Source organism: Butyricicoccus sp. AF18-9LB (genome assembly GCF_027684505.1).
Lineage (GTDB): Bacteria > Bacillota > Clostridia > Oscillospirales > Butyricicoccaceae > Agathobaculum > Agathobaculum butyriciproducens.
The window spans coordinates 119,221-133,209 of the sequence record NZ_JAQCWA010000002.1 but is presented as its reverse complement, the minus strand read 5'-3'; the positions used below and the strand labels follow the sequence as shown (position 1 = coordinate 133,209).

General features: G+C 56.5%; 17 protein-coding genes. All 17 read right to left on the bottom strand.

Features of this window, described 5'->3' with window-relative positions; all coding sequences use genetic code 11:
• Positions 1–10 precede the first annotated feature (10 nt).
• A complete protein-coding gene (locus tag PGY33_RS02520; RefSeq protein ID WP_110435388.1) occupies positions 11–289 on the bottom strand; it encodes a KOW domain-containing RNA-binding protein in 279 nt (92 codons plus the stop codon).
• A complete protein-coding gene (gene map, locus PGY33_RS02515) occupies positions 289–1,053 on the bottom strand; it encodes a type I methionyl aminopeptidase (RefSeq protein WP_118478048.1) in 765 nt (254 codons plus the stop codon). The genes PGY33_RS02520 and map overlap by 1 nt, the downstream gene beginning before the upstream one ends.
• 1 nt (position 1,054) lies before the next feature.
• Positions 1,055–1,684: an adenylate kinase gene (locus PGY33_RS02510; RefSeq protein WP_270477203.1), complete on the bottom strand. Its 630-nt coding sequence runs from the start codon at positions 1,682–1,684 to the stop codon at positions 1,055–1,057.
• Between the two features lie 19 nt (positions 1,685–1,703).
• Complete coding sequence (gene secY / locus PGY33_RS02505) at positions 1,704–3,005, bottom strand: preprotein translocase subunit SecY (protein ID WP_118478046.1); 1,302 nt, start codon at positions 3,003–3,005, stop codon at positions 1,704–1,706.
• Between the two features lies 1 nt (position 3,006).
• On the bottom strand, positions 3,007–3,447 hold the full coding sequence (rplO, locus tag PGY33_RS02500) for a 50S ribosomal protein L15 (RefSeq protein ID WP_110435392.1): 441 nt from the start codon (positions 3,445–3,447) through the stop codon (positions 3,007–3,009).
• 3 nt (positions 3,448–3,450) lie between these two features.
• Positions 3,451–3,633 (bottom strand): 50S ribosomal protein L30, encoded by a 183-nt coding sequence (gene rpmD, locus PGY33_RS02495; protein WP_110435393.1) that lies wholly within the window; start codon positions 3,631–3,633, stop codon positions 3,451–3,453.
• Positions 3,634–3,650: 17 nt separating this feature from the next.
• Entirely contained in the window at positions 3,651–4,154 is a 504-nt protein-coding gene (gene rpsE, locus PGY33_RS02490; protein ID WP_054326956.1) for a 30S ribosomal protein S5, read from the bottom strand.
• Positions 4,155–4,171: 17 nt separating this feature from the next.
• Positions 4,172–4,531 (bottom strand): 50S ribosomal protein L18, encoded by a 360-nt coding sequence (gene rplR, locus PGY33_RS02485; RefSeq protein WP_110435394.1) that lies wholly within the window; start codon positions 4,529–4,531, stop codon positions 4,172–4,174.
• A gap of 21 nt (positions 4,532–4,552) precedes the next feature.
• On the bottom strand, positions 4,553–5,098 hold the full coding sequence (gene rplF / locus PGY33_RS02480; RefSeq protein ID WP_117489841.1) for a 50S ribosomal protein L6: 546 nt from the start codon (positions 5,096–5,098) through the stop codon (positions 4,553–4,555).
• Positions 5,099–5,112: 14 nt separating this feature from the next.
• On the bottom strand, positions 5,113–5,511 hold the full coding sequence (rpsH, locus tag PGY33_RS02475; RefSeq protein ID WP_110435396.1) for a 30S ribosomal protein S8: 399 nt from the start codon (positions 5,509–5,511) through the stop codon (positions 5,113–5,115).
• A gap of 1,137 nt (positions 5,512–6,648) precedes the next feature.
• Positions 6,649–8,298, bottom strand: coding sequence for a sensor histidine kinase (locus tag PGY33_RS02470; protein WP_270477198.1), 1,650 nt, complete (start codon positions 8,296–8,298; stop codon positions 6,649–6,651).
• Positions 8,295–8,978, bottom strand: coding sequence for a winged helix-turn-helix domain-containing protein (locus PGY33_RS02465; protein WP_270477197.1), 684 nt, complete (start codon positions 8,976–8,978; stop codon positions 8,295–8,297). The genes PGY33_RS02470 and PGY33_RS02465 overlap by 4 nt, the downstream gene beginning before the upstream one ends.
• A gap of 20 nt (positions 8,979–8,998) precedes the next feature.
• Complete coding sequence (gene phoU / locus PGY33_RS02460) at positions 8,999–9,667, bottom strand: phosphate signaling complex protein PhoU (protein ID WP_270440403.1); 669 nt, start codon at positions 9,665–9,667, stop codon at positions 8,999–9,001.
• A complete protein-coding gene (gene pstB, locus PGY33_RS02455) occupies positions 9,667–10,419 on the bottom strand; it encodes a phosphate ABC transporter ATP-binding protein PstB (protein WP_442861199.1) in 753 nt (250 codons plus the stop codon). The genes phoU and pstB overlap by 1 nt, the downstream gene beginning before the upstream one ends.
• Positions 10,420–10,432: 13 nt before the next feature.
• Entirely contained in the window at positions 10,433–11,278 is an 846-nt protein-coding gene (gene pstA / locus PGY33_RS02450) for a phosphate ABC transporter permease PstA (RefSeq protein WP_270477300.1), read from the bottom strand.
• A gap of 32 nt (positions 11,279–11,310) precedes the next feature.
• Positions 11,311–12,177 carry a phosphate ABC transporter permease subunit PstC gene (gene pstC / locus PGY33_RS02445; RefSeq protein ID WP_270477196.1) on the bottom strand — a complete coding sequence of 289 codons (867 nt, stop codon included), beginning with the start codon at positions 12,175–12,177 and terminating at the stop codon, positions 11,311–11,313.
• Between the two features lie 65 nt (positions 12,178–12,242).
• Entirely contained in the window at positions 12,243–13,145 is a 903-nt protein-coding gene (locus PGY33_RS02440) for a substrate-binding domain-containing protein (RefSeq protein WP_270477195.1), read from the bottom strand.
• Between the last annotated feature and the right edge of the window lie 844 nt (positions 13,146–13,989).

Here is a 13,989-nt window from a genome sequence, read left to right as displayed (position 1 = left end):
TCCTCCTCGGTCAATTTGCGTTCTCGTCCCCTGTCCAGAGGGCGAGCGCCTTGCGGATCTCGCTGTTTGTCAGCCGGCTTTCGCTTTGCAGCTTAAGCCGTGTGCGCTCGTCGCATGGGCCCTGCAGGCTCACATGCTTGCGGCGCTTGCGCTTCGGGTTTTCGGCCCGGCGCGCACGTCCGTTCGCCAGCAGAAGAAAATCCCCCTCCTCTGCGACGACCAGCATCAGCTGTCCTCTGTCCCTTCCGGTCAGCGACAGCACAATGTCGGCGGTACGAATCTCTGCCATTACAGCACTTCGCCGTCGATATTCGTAAGAATCTCCGGCTCTCCATCCGTAATAGCGATGGTGTTTTCGTAGTGAGCGGACAGCTTGCCGTCCTTGGTCTTAACCGTCCAGCCATCCGGCAGGACCTTGACCGTGTAAACACCCACATTGACCATCGGTTCTACCGCGATGACCATACCGCGCTGCAGGCGAATGCCGTGGCCCGGTTTGCCGTAGTTCGGAACCTCCGGGCTCTCGTGCAGCGCAGAGCCTACGCCGTGACCGACGTAGTCGCGCACGACAGAAAAGCCGTTGGCCTCGACGTAAGCCTGAACGGCTGCGCCGATATCCGATACGCGGTAGCCCTCACGGGCAAATTTAATGCCTTCAAAGAAGCTCTGACGTGTTACAGCGATCAGCTTTTTTGCCTCTTCGCTTACCTCACCGCACGGAACCGTGCAGGCGCAGTCGCCGTGGAAACCGCCGATGTACGCACCAACGTCAACCTTAACGATATCGCCTTCCTTGACAACTGCATGCTTGGAAGGAATACCGTGGATGACCTGGTCATTCAGCGATACGCAGGCGCTGCCCGGGAAGCCGCCGTAGCCGAGGAAGGACGGCTTGGCGCCGGCATCCTCAATCGTCTTGCGGACGATGCGGTCGATCTCCCAGGTGGTAACACCCGGCTTTACGGCGTCTGCCGCCGCCTTACGCGCAATAGCGGTAAGGCGGCCGGCAACACGCATTTTTTCAAGCTCTTTTTCCGTCTTGATATGAATCATATTACAGACCCAGCGCCTCTACTGCAAACTTTTCGGTAGCGGTGATGCCCTGAGCACCATCGATGCTCTTGAGCTTGCCCTGGGCTTCATAGTAGCCCTTGAGCGGCTCAGTCTGCTCATGGTAGGTTTCAAGACGATGACGAACGACCTCAGCCTGATCATCGCTGCGGATGACCAGCTTATCGCCGCAGATGTCGCAAACGTCCTTCACGCGCGGCGGATTTGCCTCAACGTGATAGGTTGCACCGCAGCGCAGGCAGACACGGCGGCCGGTCATGCGCTTTTCGATGACGTCGTCTGCAACCTCAAGGGACAGAGCGCAGTCGATGTGAGCAATCTCGTCGAGTGCTTCCGCCTGCGGAATCGTACGCGGAAAACCATCGAGGATGAAACCGCTCTTGCAGTCGCGCCTAGCGATACGCTCCTTCAGCATGCCGATAACCACTTCATCAGGTACCAGCTTGCCGGCGTCCATATACTCCTTAGCGGACTGGCCGAGCGGAGTATTGTTCTTAATCGCTTCGCGCAGGATGTTACCGGTGGAAATGCTCGGTACACCCATCTGCTCGATCAGGTAAGAAGCAAGCGTGCCCTTACCGGCGCCCGGAGCGCCCAGCAGAATTAAATTCATTTGAACACAGCCTCCAGAATTATTCCAGGAATCCCTTATGATGACGCATCAGCATCTGTGCTTCCATCTGCTTCACCGTATCAAGCGCAACGCCTACTACGATGATAACCGAGGTGCCGCCCAGTGCTACGTTGCTCAGGCTGGAGTTTACTGCGCCTACGATCAGCGGGAGCAGTGCTACAACAGCGAGGAACAGCGCACCAACAAAGGTGACCTTGCCGAGTGCCTTGGTGATGAAGTCGCTGGTCGGCTTGCCGGGACGGAAGCCCGGGATGAAGCCGCCGTTCTTCTTCAGGTTGTTGGCGATCTCGATCGGGTTGAACTGGATGGATGCATAGAAGTATGCAAATGCGAGGATCAGCAGTGCGTACAGTACAATGTAGAACACGCTGGTCTGAGAGAACAGGTTAAGAATGTGCGCACCAACCGAGCCGCTCTCCGGATGCCAGAACATCGAAATGGTCTGCGGCAGGGACAGGATGGACGATGCGAAGATGATCGGCATAACGCCGGACGCATTGACCTTGATCGGCAGGTGGGTGGACTGACCGCCGTACATCTTGCGGCCAACTACGCGCTTTGCGTACTGAACCGGGATGCGGCGCTCTGCATTCGACATATAAACGATGAATACAACGATCGCAAGACCGACGATAATCATTGCAATGCCGGAAACGATGCCGCTCGTGCCGGTCTGGAACAGGTTAACCAGCGTACGCATGAGCGACGGACCGCGGGAAACGATACCTGCGAACAGGATGATCGAAATGCCGTTGCCGATACCCTTCTGGGTGATATGCTCGCCCATCCACATGATCAGCGCGGTGCCTGCGGTGAAAGTTACGATAATGGTTACGGCTGCAAGCGCGCCGGTGTTAGACAGCATAGTCTTGCCGCCGAAACCGTTGCGGAGCAGTGCGTAGTAGGACAGGCCCTGGAGCAGACCGAGCAGAACGCCGAGGTAACGGGTCCAGCTTGCGATCTTCTCACGGCCTTCCTCGCCGCCGTCCTTTACCATGCGCTCAAGAGCGGGGATGGCAACAGTCAGCAGCTGAAGGATAATGGATGCATTGATATACGGGGTGATGGACATTGCGAAGATGGTCGCACGAGACAGACCACCGCCGGTGAACATATCCAGATAACCAAGCATTGAACCGTTTACCGATGCCTGCTCAAAGTACTGAGACAGGAGCGCGGTATCAATAAACGGAACCGGAATGCACGAACCAAAGCGGAAGATCAGGATGATGAACAGAGTGTACAGCATCTTCTTGCGCAGTTCGGGCATAGACCAGGCGTTTTTAAGGGTTTGAAACACCTTAAACCACCTCGGCCTTTCCGCCTGCGGCTTCGATCTTCTCCTTTGCGGAAGCCGAGAAAGCAGCTGCCTTAACGGTCAGCTTCTTGGTCAGCGTGCCGGTGCCGAGGATCTTGATGCCGTCGAGAGCATTCTTAACGATGCCGGCATTGCAGAGGATCTCTGCAGTTACCTCAGCGCCGTCTTCAAACTTCTCCAGTGCGGAAACATTGACCGGTGCGTAAGTGGTGCCGAAAATGTTGTGGAAACCACGCTTCGGCAGACGACGTGCCAGAGGCATCTGGCCGCCTTCAAAGCCCGGACGGACACCGCCGCCGGAACGGGCCCACTGGCCCTTATGACCGCGACCTGCGGTCTTGCCATTGCCGGAACCAGCGCCGCGGCCCTTACGGTATGCCGGCTTGGTAGCGCCTGCGGCAGGCGTCAATTCATGCAGCTTCATGGGTTACGCCTCCTCTACGATTTCGAGCAGGTAACCGATCTGCTTTACCTTGCCGCGCGTCTGCGCGTTGTCCGGCTGAACGGTTACGTCATTGATCTTCTTAAGCCCCAAAGAATGAGCCGTTGCGATGTGCTTCTCCAAGCGACCAGCCAGGCTCTTTTTCAGGGTAATCTTCATGTTAGCCATTGTCAGTTACCCCTTTCTTACAGTTCTTCTACGGCTTTGCCGCGTACAGCAGCTACCTGAGCTGCGTCGCGCAGGCTCTTCAGGCCTTCCATCGTTGCGGTAACAACGTTCTGCGGGTTGTTGGAACGCAGGCACTTGGTACGGATGTCCTTGATGCCGGCAGCCTCAACTACTGCACGAACAGCGCCGCCGGCGATAACGCCGGTACCGGGAGCAGCAGGCTTGAGCAGAACGCGGCCTGCACCGAACTCGCCGATAACCTCGTGCGGGATGGTGGTGCCCTTCAGAGAAATCTTAACGAGGTTCTTCTTGGCGTCCTCGATGCCCTTGCGGATAGCGTCCGGAACCTCGGAAGCCTTACCGAGGCCGAAACCGACAGTACCCTTGCCGTCGCCTACAACGACCAGAGCTGCGAACTTGAAGATTCGGCCGCCCTTAACGGTCTTGGCAACGCGGTTGAGCGCTACAACGTTCTCGGAGAACTCGTCCTCACGCTTATCGTTTCTGTTAAACTGAGCCATGTTTTACCTCCTCCCGATTAAAACTGCAGGCCGCCCTCACGGGCGCCATCTGCGAGCTCCTTCACGCGGCCGTGGAACACATAGCCGCCGCGGTCAAACACGACAGTCTCAATGCCCTTAGCCTTGCAGCGCTCGGCAACGATCTGACCAATCTTCTTGGCTGCTTCCTTGTTGCCGCCGTACTCGGTAAAGCTCTTCTCTGCAGTCGAGGCGGATACGAGGGTTACACCGGCTACATCGTCAATAACCTGTGCATAGATGTTCTTTGCAGAACGGAATACGTCCAGACGGGGACGCTCAGCGGTGCCGCTGATCTTAGCGCGTACGCGCTTGTGGCGCTGAAGGCGCGCCTTGTTGGAATCCTTCTTCGAAACCATTTATTTTCGCCTCTCCTTTCCTTACTTCTTCTTAGCGCCGGTCTTGCCTTCCTTGCGGCGGACATACTCATCAGCGTAGCGAATGCCCTTGCCCTTATAGGGTTCCGGCGGACGCTTCTCGCGGACTTCCGCTGCAAACTGGCCAACCTTCTGCTTGTCAGGACCGGAGATGATGATCGTGTTCGGGTTCGGAACGTCGATCGTGATGCCCTCTACCTCGCTCATGGTAACCTGATGCGAGTAACCGAGGTTCATAACCAGATCCTTGCCCTGCTTAGCGACACGGTAACCAACGCCCTGAACGCTCAGCTCCTTCTTGAAGCCATCGGTAACACCAACAACCATGTTGTGAACCAGGCTGCGGGTGAGGCCGTGCAGTGCGCGGTTGTGCTTGTCGTCGTTCGGACGGGTTACGAGGATTTCGTTGCCCTCTACCGCGATGGTCATGTTCGGATGAAATTCGCGGGTAAGGGTTGCCTTAGCGCCCTTCACGGTAACAACGCTGCCGTCAATCTTGACTTCAACGCCGGCCGGGATGGCAATCGGCATTCTACCAATACGAGACATTGTTTATACCTCCCTTACCATACAAATGCGAGAACTTCACCGCCGACATTCAGCTCGCGAGCCTTCTTGTCGGTCATGACGCCTCTGGAAGTGGAAACGATGGCAATACCAAGGCCGCGGAGTACCTTCGGCAGCTCCTGTGCGCCAGCGTATACACGCAGGCCCGGCTTGGACACACGCTTGATGCCGGTGATAGCCTTCTGGCGGTTATCAACGTACTTCAGTGCGATGCGGATAATGCCCTGGGTGTTGCCCTCTACAACCTCGAAAGACTTGATGTAGCCTTCGTCGAGCAGGATCTGGGCAATAGCCTTCTTCATCTTGGATGCGGGTACATCCACACTGGCATGACGAGCATTGCCAGCGTTGCGGATACGAGTCAGCATATCCGCGATAGGATCAGTGATCTGCATAAAATGCTCTCCTTTAATATAAGAAGTTTGGGGGTAGTGCAGCAATCGAGCGCCGGTGGGTTAATCCGGTTCTGATTTGTCTGTTTGCCCTCCACTTTTCTTTACACTGTTCGTGGCCCTTCCACGGACAGCGGCGGGGATAAAAAATCGCCGGTCCAGTACTCAACCAGACCAGCGTTAATTATAGCACGAGAAACCAATGGCTGCAATCGGAAAAAGTGCTGATTTTTACGCAGTTTTAGCCTGTTTTGCAGTCAAATTGCTTGATTACCCGGTATAACGGCAGGTCGGCCGTTTTTGGACCGCACCAGGGACCACGCCGGGAAAATCCGGTTGATGGCCGATGGGCGTGCGCAGGAGAAACTCCTTTGCGCGGCAATTCGGTTACGCATTTGCGCAACTGTAATTAGTATACACTACACCGGGTGTATCGCGCAAGTGTTTTTTTCAAAATTTCTTATTTTTTTGAAATTTCTTTTTCGATGGGATTTCGCCTGCGAGGCGAACGGAACTGCGCTGACGCCGCGCGGGCGCACAAGAGGGTAGACAACCTGCGGTTTTCCACCCTCTTGTAAATCTCCCCTTTTCCCTTAGAGGGTCTGGCGCAGATTGCCGACATGTGACCGCTGCGAAAATGGGAAACGGCAGTCGGGTTACCACAGCGTGTCTTTCTCCGCCTTTTCGCAGTTCACAGATAGCGTACTGCTACACATACGGTTAAATCTACGCTGAGTGCGGCATAACAGTGCCGCACAATTCGTGAGCGCGTTGTTACAGACAGGGCCTGCGAAAATAACTTGTACCAAACGCCTAATCCGTAGGTGCCGTGCGTTACAACGCACCAAAGGGTTGCGCGACACGGGCATGTCGCGCCTGCGTAGATTTAACCGTATGTGTAGCAGTACATTATCTGACACTGCGAATAGGGCAAGAAATGGGAGCACACTGTGCTCCCCTACGATAGAAAGAATCCTCTGCCGTTCCCCTTATTTCGAAGCAGTCGCCGCTCTCTGATTTTCGCCGGGCTATCAAATAAGGGAAAGGTAGGAGTTCAAAGAGGAAGGGAAACCGCAGGTGTCCCTTCCTCTTTGTCCCCGCCGCGGATGCGGCAGTCTCCCACGCTCCGCAGAGCGCATTTCATTCTTTAGGAAACCGCAAAGTAATGCAAGTCCCCTCGCCGAGCGCACTCTTCAGCTCAACCTCCGCACGATGCAGCGCCGCACCATGCTTGACAATCGAAAGCCCCAGTCCGGTGCCGCCGGTCATCTTGCTGTGGCTTTTATCCACGCGGTAGAACCGCTCAAACACGCGCTGCTGGTCCGCCGGCGCGATACCGATGCCGGTATCCGCCACCTGCACGAACGGCCGGCCGTTCTCTGTGCCGGTCACAAGCGTCACACTGCCCTGCGGCTTATTATAATTGATGGCGTTATCCGTTAGATTGAAGATCATCTGCTCAAGCGTGCGGCGCTGACCGGAAACCGCAGCCGGTTCTCCCTCGATGCGCAGCGCGATGCCCTTGCCTGCTGCCTTGCTCTGCAGGCGGTCGCGCACAGTATCACAGAGGGTGGACAGCTCCACCGGCTCAAAGGACACCGTTTCTCCGCCTTCATCCAGCCGGGACAGGTGAATGATATCCTCGATGAGCGCCAGCAGCCGCTGCGCTTCCGTGCGGATCTTGCCCGCAAACGGCGCTACGTCCTCCGGCTTGGCAATGCCGCCCGCGATGATCTCCGCGTAGCCCATGATGCTGGTCAGCGGCGTTTTCAGCTCATGCGACACGTTGGCTGTAAATTCCTGCCGCTGCTGCTCGGCACGCTCGCGCTCGGTAATATCCACGATCAGCAGCACGGCCGCGTGCCATGCGCTGTTCTCCCCCACCGAGCTTGCCGTAAGTTCATAAATGCGGCCGTTCCGCTCGAGTTTTCCGTGCGCGCCTTTGCCGTCGAGCGCCTGCTCGACCACCTGAATGTAATTCGCATCGCGGCACAACGTCAGATAGCTGCCTTCCGCACTGTCATGCGGAAACAGCGCCCGCGCAGCGTGATTGGCGAACAGAATCATGCCCTTGCCGGAAAACAGCACCAGACCTTCGTCCATGCGGGCCGTAATGTCGTCAAACTCGGCCTGACGGCGCTGCAGCTCGTCCATCTGCGCCTGAATTTTGCGGTTCTGCTTGTCCATACGGTGCAGCAGCGGCGACAACTCGTCATAGGCTTCGCCCTTCATCGGATCATGCAGGTCGAGTGCTTCGATCGGCTTGAGGAACAGACCGGTCAGCCAGCCTGCCAGCACAGCTGCAACCAGCAGCGTCAGCAGGATGATCAGCACAATCCACGGTGACGCATTCGACAGTGCGCCGAACACGCTGTCCGCAGTTGCGGAAATACGCAGAATATCGCCGTTTTTCAGACGGACCGCGTAATAAAACGTCTGCTCAGCGAATGTTTCGGACAGACGGTTGTCCTCGCCCGTGCCGTTCTTCTCTGCCGCCGCAATCTCCGGACGGACGGCGTGGTTCTCCATCTCGGAGGCATTCGTGCGGTTGTCGTACAGCACAGTACCATCCTGCGCGACCAACGTCAAACGGTCGGCGTACACCGAGCCGCACTCCTCCAGTTCCTCCCGAATGTCATCCACCGCAGACAGGTAGCTGCTCTCCGTCACCAGCCGCTGCCGCATGTCATCGGTCAGACCGGCGTGAACTGCCAGCAGCAGCAGCCCGGTCGTCAGCAGCAGCGTGACAAGCGACGTGAGGAAAATGCTGCCGAATACGCGCTTTCTCATGTGTGCTCCCCCATGCGGTAGCCGACACCGCGGACAGTCTCGATCAGCGCACCGTCCGCGCCCAGCTTTTGCCGCAGCGTGCGGATATGCACATCGACCGTACGGGTTTCGCTTTCATTATTATAACCCCAGATATTCTCGAGCAGCACATCGCGCGTGAGCACGGCACCGCGGTTTTTCATCAGCAGGCACAGCAGCTGATACTCCTTGAGTGTCAGCTGCACCTCCTGCCCGTTAACGAATACGGTGTGAGCACGCTCATCCACACAGATGCCGCCGGCTACCAGCGGACGCGGCTCATTCTTGTCCTGCATATCCTCGGTGCGGCGCAGGACCGCACGAATGCGCGCGATCAGCTCCATCATGCCGAACGGCTTGGGAATGTAATCATCCGCACCGGTGTCCAGACCGACTACCTTGTCGTACTCCGTGTTTTTCGCAGTCAGCAGAATGACCGGAACCCTCGCCGTATCCGGTGCTGCGCGCAGACGACGCAGAATGGTGATGCCGTCCTCGCCGGGCAGCATGATATCCAGCAGAATCAGCTGCGGCTTGCATTTTTTCAGAGCAGCCGTCAACGCCTCACCGTCCTCGAAGCCGTCAGCCTCAAAACCGGTGTTGCGCAGTGTATACACCACCAGTTCGCGGATACCCGCATCATCTTCCACACAGTATATCATATATTACACTCCGATTTCTGTCAGCGTGCCGCCGCTTCCGCGCCGTGCATTGCACTTTTATGCGAGCCGGTGATGGAAAACTCCACCCATTCGGCAATATTGGTCGCGTGGTCGCCGATACGCTCCAGATACTTGGCGATCATCAGCACATCGAGTACGCGCTCGCCGTCCTCCGGGTTCTGCGCGATCTCCGCGATAAGGTCGCTCTTGCACTCGTCAAACAGGCGGTCCACCACATCATCATATTCAATAACGCTCCATGCAAGGGTCAGATCACGGCGGACAAACGCATCCAGGCTGTCGGTTACCATTTTGATGGTCGCCTGCGCCATGCGGTCGATGTGCGCGTTGTGTCCGCACACGCCGGACAGATATGTTACAATCTCCGCAATATCGCTTGCCTGGTCACCGATGCGCTCGATATCCGTGATCATTTTCAGCACGGACGAGATCAGACGCAGATCGCTTGCAACCGGCTGCTGCTGCAGCAGCAGCTTGAGGCACATGGACTCGATTTCGCGTTCCTTGCGGTCGATCTCCTGATCAATGCGGATGGCGGCAGCCGCCAGCTTGATATCGCCCTCAAGCAGAGCCTTTACCGCACTGGCGATTGCGTTTTCGCACAGTGCTCCCATCGAGATCAGCTCATTGTTCATCTCCGCAAGCTGATTGTCAAAACGGTTTCTCATTAGCCGAACCTCCCCGTAATGTAGTCTTCCGTGCGCTTGTCCGACGGCATGGAGAACAGCTTTTCGGTGTCATCCACTTCGATCATGTCGCCAAGCAGGAAGAACGCAGTCGTATCCGAAACACGGGTGGCCTGCTGCATATTATGCGTTACCATAACGATAGTATAATCCTTTTTGAGTTCGAGCACAAGGTCCTCGATCTTCGCGGTGGAGATCGGATCAAGTGCAGAGGTCGGCTCGTCCATCAGCAGCACCTCCGGGTCTGCGGCAAGCGCACGCGCGATGCAGATACGCTGCTGCTGACCGCCGGACATGGACAGCGCGGATTTTTTGAGGTTATCCTTGGTCTCCTCCCAGATAGCGGCACGCTTGAGCGAGGTTTCAACGATCTCGTCAAGCTGCACACGGCTCTTGATGCCGTGCGTGCGCGGACCATAGGCGATGTTATCATAAATCGACATCGGGAACGGGTTCGGCTTCTGAAATACCATGCCGACACGGCGGCGCAGCAGATTGACGTCACAGTTCTTGTAGATATCCTGACCATCGAGCATGATGTCGCCCGTGATACGGCAGTTTTCCACCAGATCGTTCATGCGGTTGAGCGAACGCAGCAGCGTAGACTTGCCGCAGCCGGACGGTCCAATGAATGCAGTGATCTCCTTCTCCTTGATATCCAGATTGATATCGTGCAGGGCGTGAAAATCGCCGTAATGCAGATTCATATTGTGAATTTCGATCTTATTTTCCATGTTCATTCTCCATTTACTTCTTGGTCAGCTTTTTCGCTGCCAGAGCGGAAAGCGTATTCATCAGCAGGACCACCAGCAGCAGAACGACTGCGGTAGCATTTGCCTCGTTCATGTGCAGCGCCTCACCCGAGAGCACATACATGTGGATGGCCAGCGTACGACCGGACTGGAACAGACCGGGAATCTGTGCCATGGTGCCTGCGGTAAAGATGAGCGCCGCGGTCTCACCGACGATGCGGCCGATACCGAGGATAACACCGGACAGGATGCCGGGACCCGCAGCAGGCAGCACGATGCGGAATACCGTGCGCAGACGTCCGGCGCCCAGACCGAACGAGCCTTCGCGGTAGGAATCCGGAACCGCCATCAGTGCTTCCTCAGCGGTACGCATGATGAGCGGCAGGATCATGATCGCCAGCGTCATCGCACCGGCCAGCAGCGAGTATCCCCAGTGTAGCTTGGTGACGAAGAACAGCATGCCGAACAGGCCGTATACGATGGACGGAATGCCGGAAAGCGTCTCAGTCGTGATGCGGATGACGTTTACCAGCTTGTTTCCGCGCTTGGCATACTCATTCAGGTACACGGCGGTGAACAGGCCGAGCGGCACGGCCAGCAGCAGTGCCAGCGCGGTCGTTTCAACCGTAGCGAGAATGGCAGGCATCATCGAGACGTTCTCAGAGGTATAATCCCACTGAAACAGCGACGGCTTGAGATGCGGGATGCCCGTCACCAGAATATAGCCGAGCAGGAACAGCAGCACCGCAAAGGTCAGCACAGCCGCGCCGTACACCAGACCCTTGAGCACAGCCGCAGATGCGGCGCCGTGCACCTTTTCGGTCTTTGCCTGTGCGCGCATTGCCGGTTTTGCAGCAGAGACAGCTTCTCTTGTCATGCTTCCTTCCTCCTTTTGAGAACCGAGAATGCCAGATTGATGAGCAGAATGAATACGAACAGCACAACGCCGGTCGCAATAAGTGCCTCACGGTGCAGGCCGGTGGCGTAGCCCATCTCAAGCACGATGTTTGCCGTCATGGTGCGGATGCCCTTGAGCATGCTGCCGGTCAGTCGCGGCTGGTTGCCCGCTACCATGATAACCGCCATGGTCTCGCCGATGGCGCGGCCGATGCCGAGCACGATGCCGGCCAGCACGCCGGACTTGGCAGCCGGTACCATAACCGTGAATATCGCGCGCTCATGCCGTGCGCCCATGGCGACGGCGCCCTCGTAGTAGCTCATCGGAACCGCACGCAGCGCCGCTTCGGACACGCCGATGATGGTCGGCAGAATCATAATGCCGAGCAGGATGGACGCCGCCAGAATGGACGAGCCAGAAATATCCGCTCCGAACACACCTGCCACCACACGAACTGCCGGTACGATAATGACCATGCCGAAGAAGCCGTATACGATAGACGGAATACCGGCCAGCAGCTCGGTGCACGGCTTGAGAAGACCGTACAGTTTTTTCGGACAGTAGAATGCCATGAATACCGCGGTCAGCAGACCGATCGGCACGCCGATAACGATCGCACCGGCGGTGATGTACAGGCTGCCGAGGATCATCGGCAGGATGCCGTAAATGTCGTTGCCCGGCTTCCACTTCGCGCCTGTGAGGAAGTCCAGCAGGCCAATCTCCCTCATGGCAGGCACACCGTTCGCAAACAGGAAAATACAGATGAGCACCACCGCAAAGATGGAGGTCAGTGCACAGAGAAAAAACACCATGTGCATCAGGTTTTCCCGAAAGTTTTTCATAATCTTTCTCCTATACAGGCACAGGGCGAATCGCTTCGCCCTGTTTTATCAGTCTGTGAATTCGCTTACGCGAGGTCGCCCCAGTCGGTGATGTCGCCGACATAGATACCCTTGATCTGATCCATAGACAGGTCGTCAATGGTGTTCGCCGGGTTTACGACTACTGCGATGCCGTCAAGTGCGATGGCGGTGCCGGTAAGCTGTGCAGCCTCGTCGTCCTTCATCTCGCGGGATGCCATGCCGATGGCAAAGGTGCCGTCCATCGTGCCGGTCATGCCGGAGGTGGAGTCAGAGGTCTGCAGGTCGATGCTTGCGTTCGGGTTTACAGCCTTGTACGCCTCGATCAGCTTCTCCATAACCGGGGATACCGAGGAGGAACCGCCGACTGCGATCTGTCCGGAAGAACCGTCGGAAGTAAAGGCTGCTGCATTGTCGTCAACAGCGATGTACTTGTTATCAGTTACAACAGCCTGACCTTCCTTGGAGAGGATGAAGTTGATAAAATCCTTGGCTACGCCGGTCGGCTCGCCCTTGGTTGCAATATTGAACGGACGGGACAGCTTGTAGGTGCCTGCCTTTACGTTATCTACGGTAGCTTCTGCGCCGTCTACCTTGACAGCCTTTACGGTGTCATTCAGCGCACCGAGGGAAATGTAGCCGATAGCCTTCTCGTTGCCTGCTACGCTGGTCAGTACAACATCGGTCTTGTTGGCGATCTCGGCATCCGCGGTGGTATTGTCGATCTTCTCGCCTGCGTCGTTCTTCTCCTCTACACCAGTCAGTTCGATGAACGCGCCGCGCGTACCGGAACCATCCTCACGTGAGATAACGGTGATCGCACCGGATACGCCGCTGTCATTACCGCTTGCCTGGGAATCCGAAGAATCGGAAGAGGAGCTGCCGCCGCAGCCGCTCAGTGCACCGGTCAGCATCAGTGCTGCCAGAAGCATGGAAATGCTCTTTTTCATAATTTGTTCTCCTTTTACATTCGTCTTCATTTTTTGTTACAAGATTATCTTACGGAAGTTTTGTAAAATGCAAAAGCGAGAGTTCGTTAAGTTTAGGTAAAGTGTGTGTTTTCGAGTAAAATCTATGTTAAATCGAGGTTTTCGCCTGCGATTCAGTGGGATTTGTGCTCTGCGGAACGCAGGAACGTGCGGCATCCGCCGCAGGGGCAAAAAGGAAGGACAACCTGCGGTTTTCCTTCCTCTTTGGACTCCTACCTTTCCCTTGCTTCCTAATTTGACGCAGATTACCGACATGTGACCGCTGCGAAACAGGGGAACGGCAGAGGATTTTTTCTTCCGTGTTTTTCGTGACCTGTTCGCAGGGTCGGATAGTGTTCTGCTACACAGGTCGGCTACTTCCAGCAGGCGCAACATACCCATGTCGCGCAATTCGTTAGTCCGGAGGTTACGGACAGCACCTACGCAGGATAAATGATACCAAACATCTAAATTCGCAGATGCCGTGCGTTACAACGTGCCAAGGATTTGCGCGGCACGGTTATGCCGCGCTCTGCTGGAAGTAAACCGTCTGTGTAGCAGTACGCTGTCTGTGAACTGCGAAAAGGCGGAGAAAGGCACGCAAGAGTAACCCGACTGCCGCATCCTTTTCCTGCTTACGCAGTCTACCGTCTGCACCCAAGCTATCCCAACAAGGGAAAGGTAGGAGTTCAAAGAGGAAGGGAAACCGCAGGTGTCCCTTCCTTTTTGCCCCCGCGGCGGGCGCCGCAACGTCCCCGCCGTCCGCAGACGGCGTACTCCCCTTGCTGAGGTTCAGCGAAAAACTCCCCGCCCGTTAGGAGCGAAC

Coding starts and splice junctions, on each gene's coding strand:
- PGY33_RS02520 (WP_110435388.1), bottom strand. CDS start 289: ATGGCAGAGATTCGTACCGCCGACATTGTGCTGTCGCTGACCGGAAGG.
- map (WP_118478048.1), bottom strand. CDS start 1,053: ATGATTCATATCAAGACGGAAAAAGAGCTTGAAAAAATGCGTGTTGCC.
- PGY33_RS02510 (WP_270477203.1), bottom strand. CDS start 1,684: ATGAATTTAATTCTGCTGGGCGCTCCGGGCGCCGGTAAGGGCACGCTT.
- rplO (WP_110435392.1), bottom strand. CDS start 3,447: ATGAAGCTGCATGAATTGACGCCTGCCGCAGGCGCTACCAAGCCGGCA.
- rpmD (WP_110435393.1), bottom strand. CDS start 3,633: ATGGCTAACATGAAGATTACCCTGAAAAAGAGCCTGGCTGGTCGCTTG.
- rpsE (WP_054326956.1), bottom strand. CDS start 4,154: ATGGCTCAGTTTAACAGAAACGATAAGCGTGAGGACGAGTTCTCCGAG.
- rplR (WP_110435394.1), bottom strand. CDS start 4,531: ATGGTTTCGAAGAAGGATTCCAACAAGGCGCGCCTTCAGCGCCACAAG.
- rplF (WP_117489841.1), bottom strand. CDS start 5,098: ATGTCTCGTATTGGTAGAATGCCGATTGCCATCCCGGCCGGCGTTGAA.
- rpsH (WP_110435396.1), bottom strand. CDS start 5,511: ATGCAGATCACTGATCCTATCGCGGATATGCTGACTCGTATCCGCAAC.
- PGY33_RS02470 (WP_270477198.1), bottom strand. CDS start 8,298: ATGAGAAAGCGCGTATTCGGCAGCATTTTCCTCACGTCGCTTGTCACG.
- PGY33_RS02465 (WP_270477197.1), bottom strand. CDS start 8,978: ATGATATACTGTGTGGAAGATGATGCGGGTATCCGCGAACTGGTGGTG.
- phoU (WP_270440403.1), bottom strand. CDS start 9,667: ATGAGAAACCGTTTTGACAATCAGCTTGCGGAGATGAACAATGAGCTG.
- pstB (WP_442861199.1), bottom strand. CDS start 10,419: ATGGAAAATAAGATCGAAATTCACAATATGAATCTGCATTACGGCGAT.
- pstA (WP_270477300.1), bottom strand. CDS start 11,278: ATGCGCGCACAGGCAAAGACCGAAAAGGTGCACGGCGCCGCATCTGCG.
- pstC (WP_270477196.1), bottom strand. CDS start 12,177: ATGAAAAACTTTCGGGAAAACCTGATGCACATGGTGTTTTTTCTCTGT.
- PGY33_RS02440 (WP_270477195.1), bottom strand. CDS start 13,145: ATGAAAAAGAGCATTTCCATGCTTCTGGCAGCACTGATGCTGACCGGT.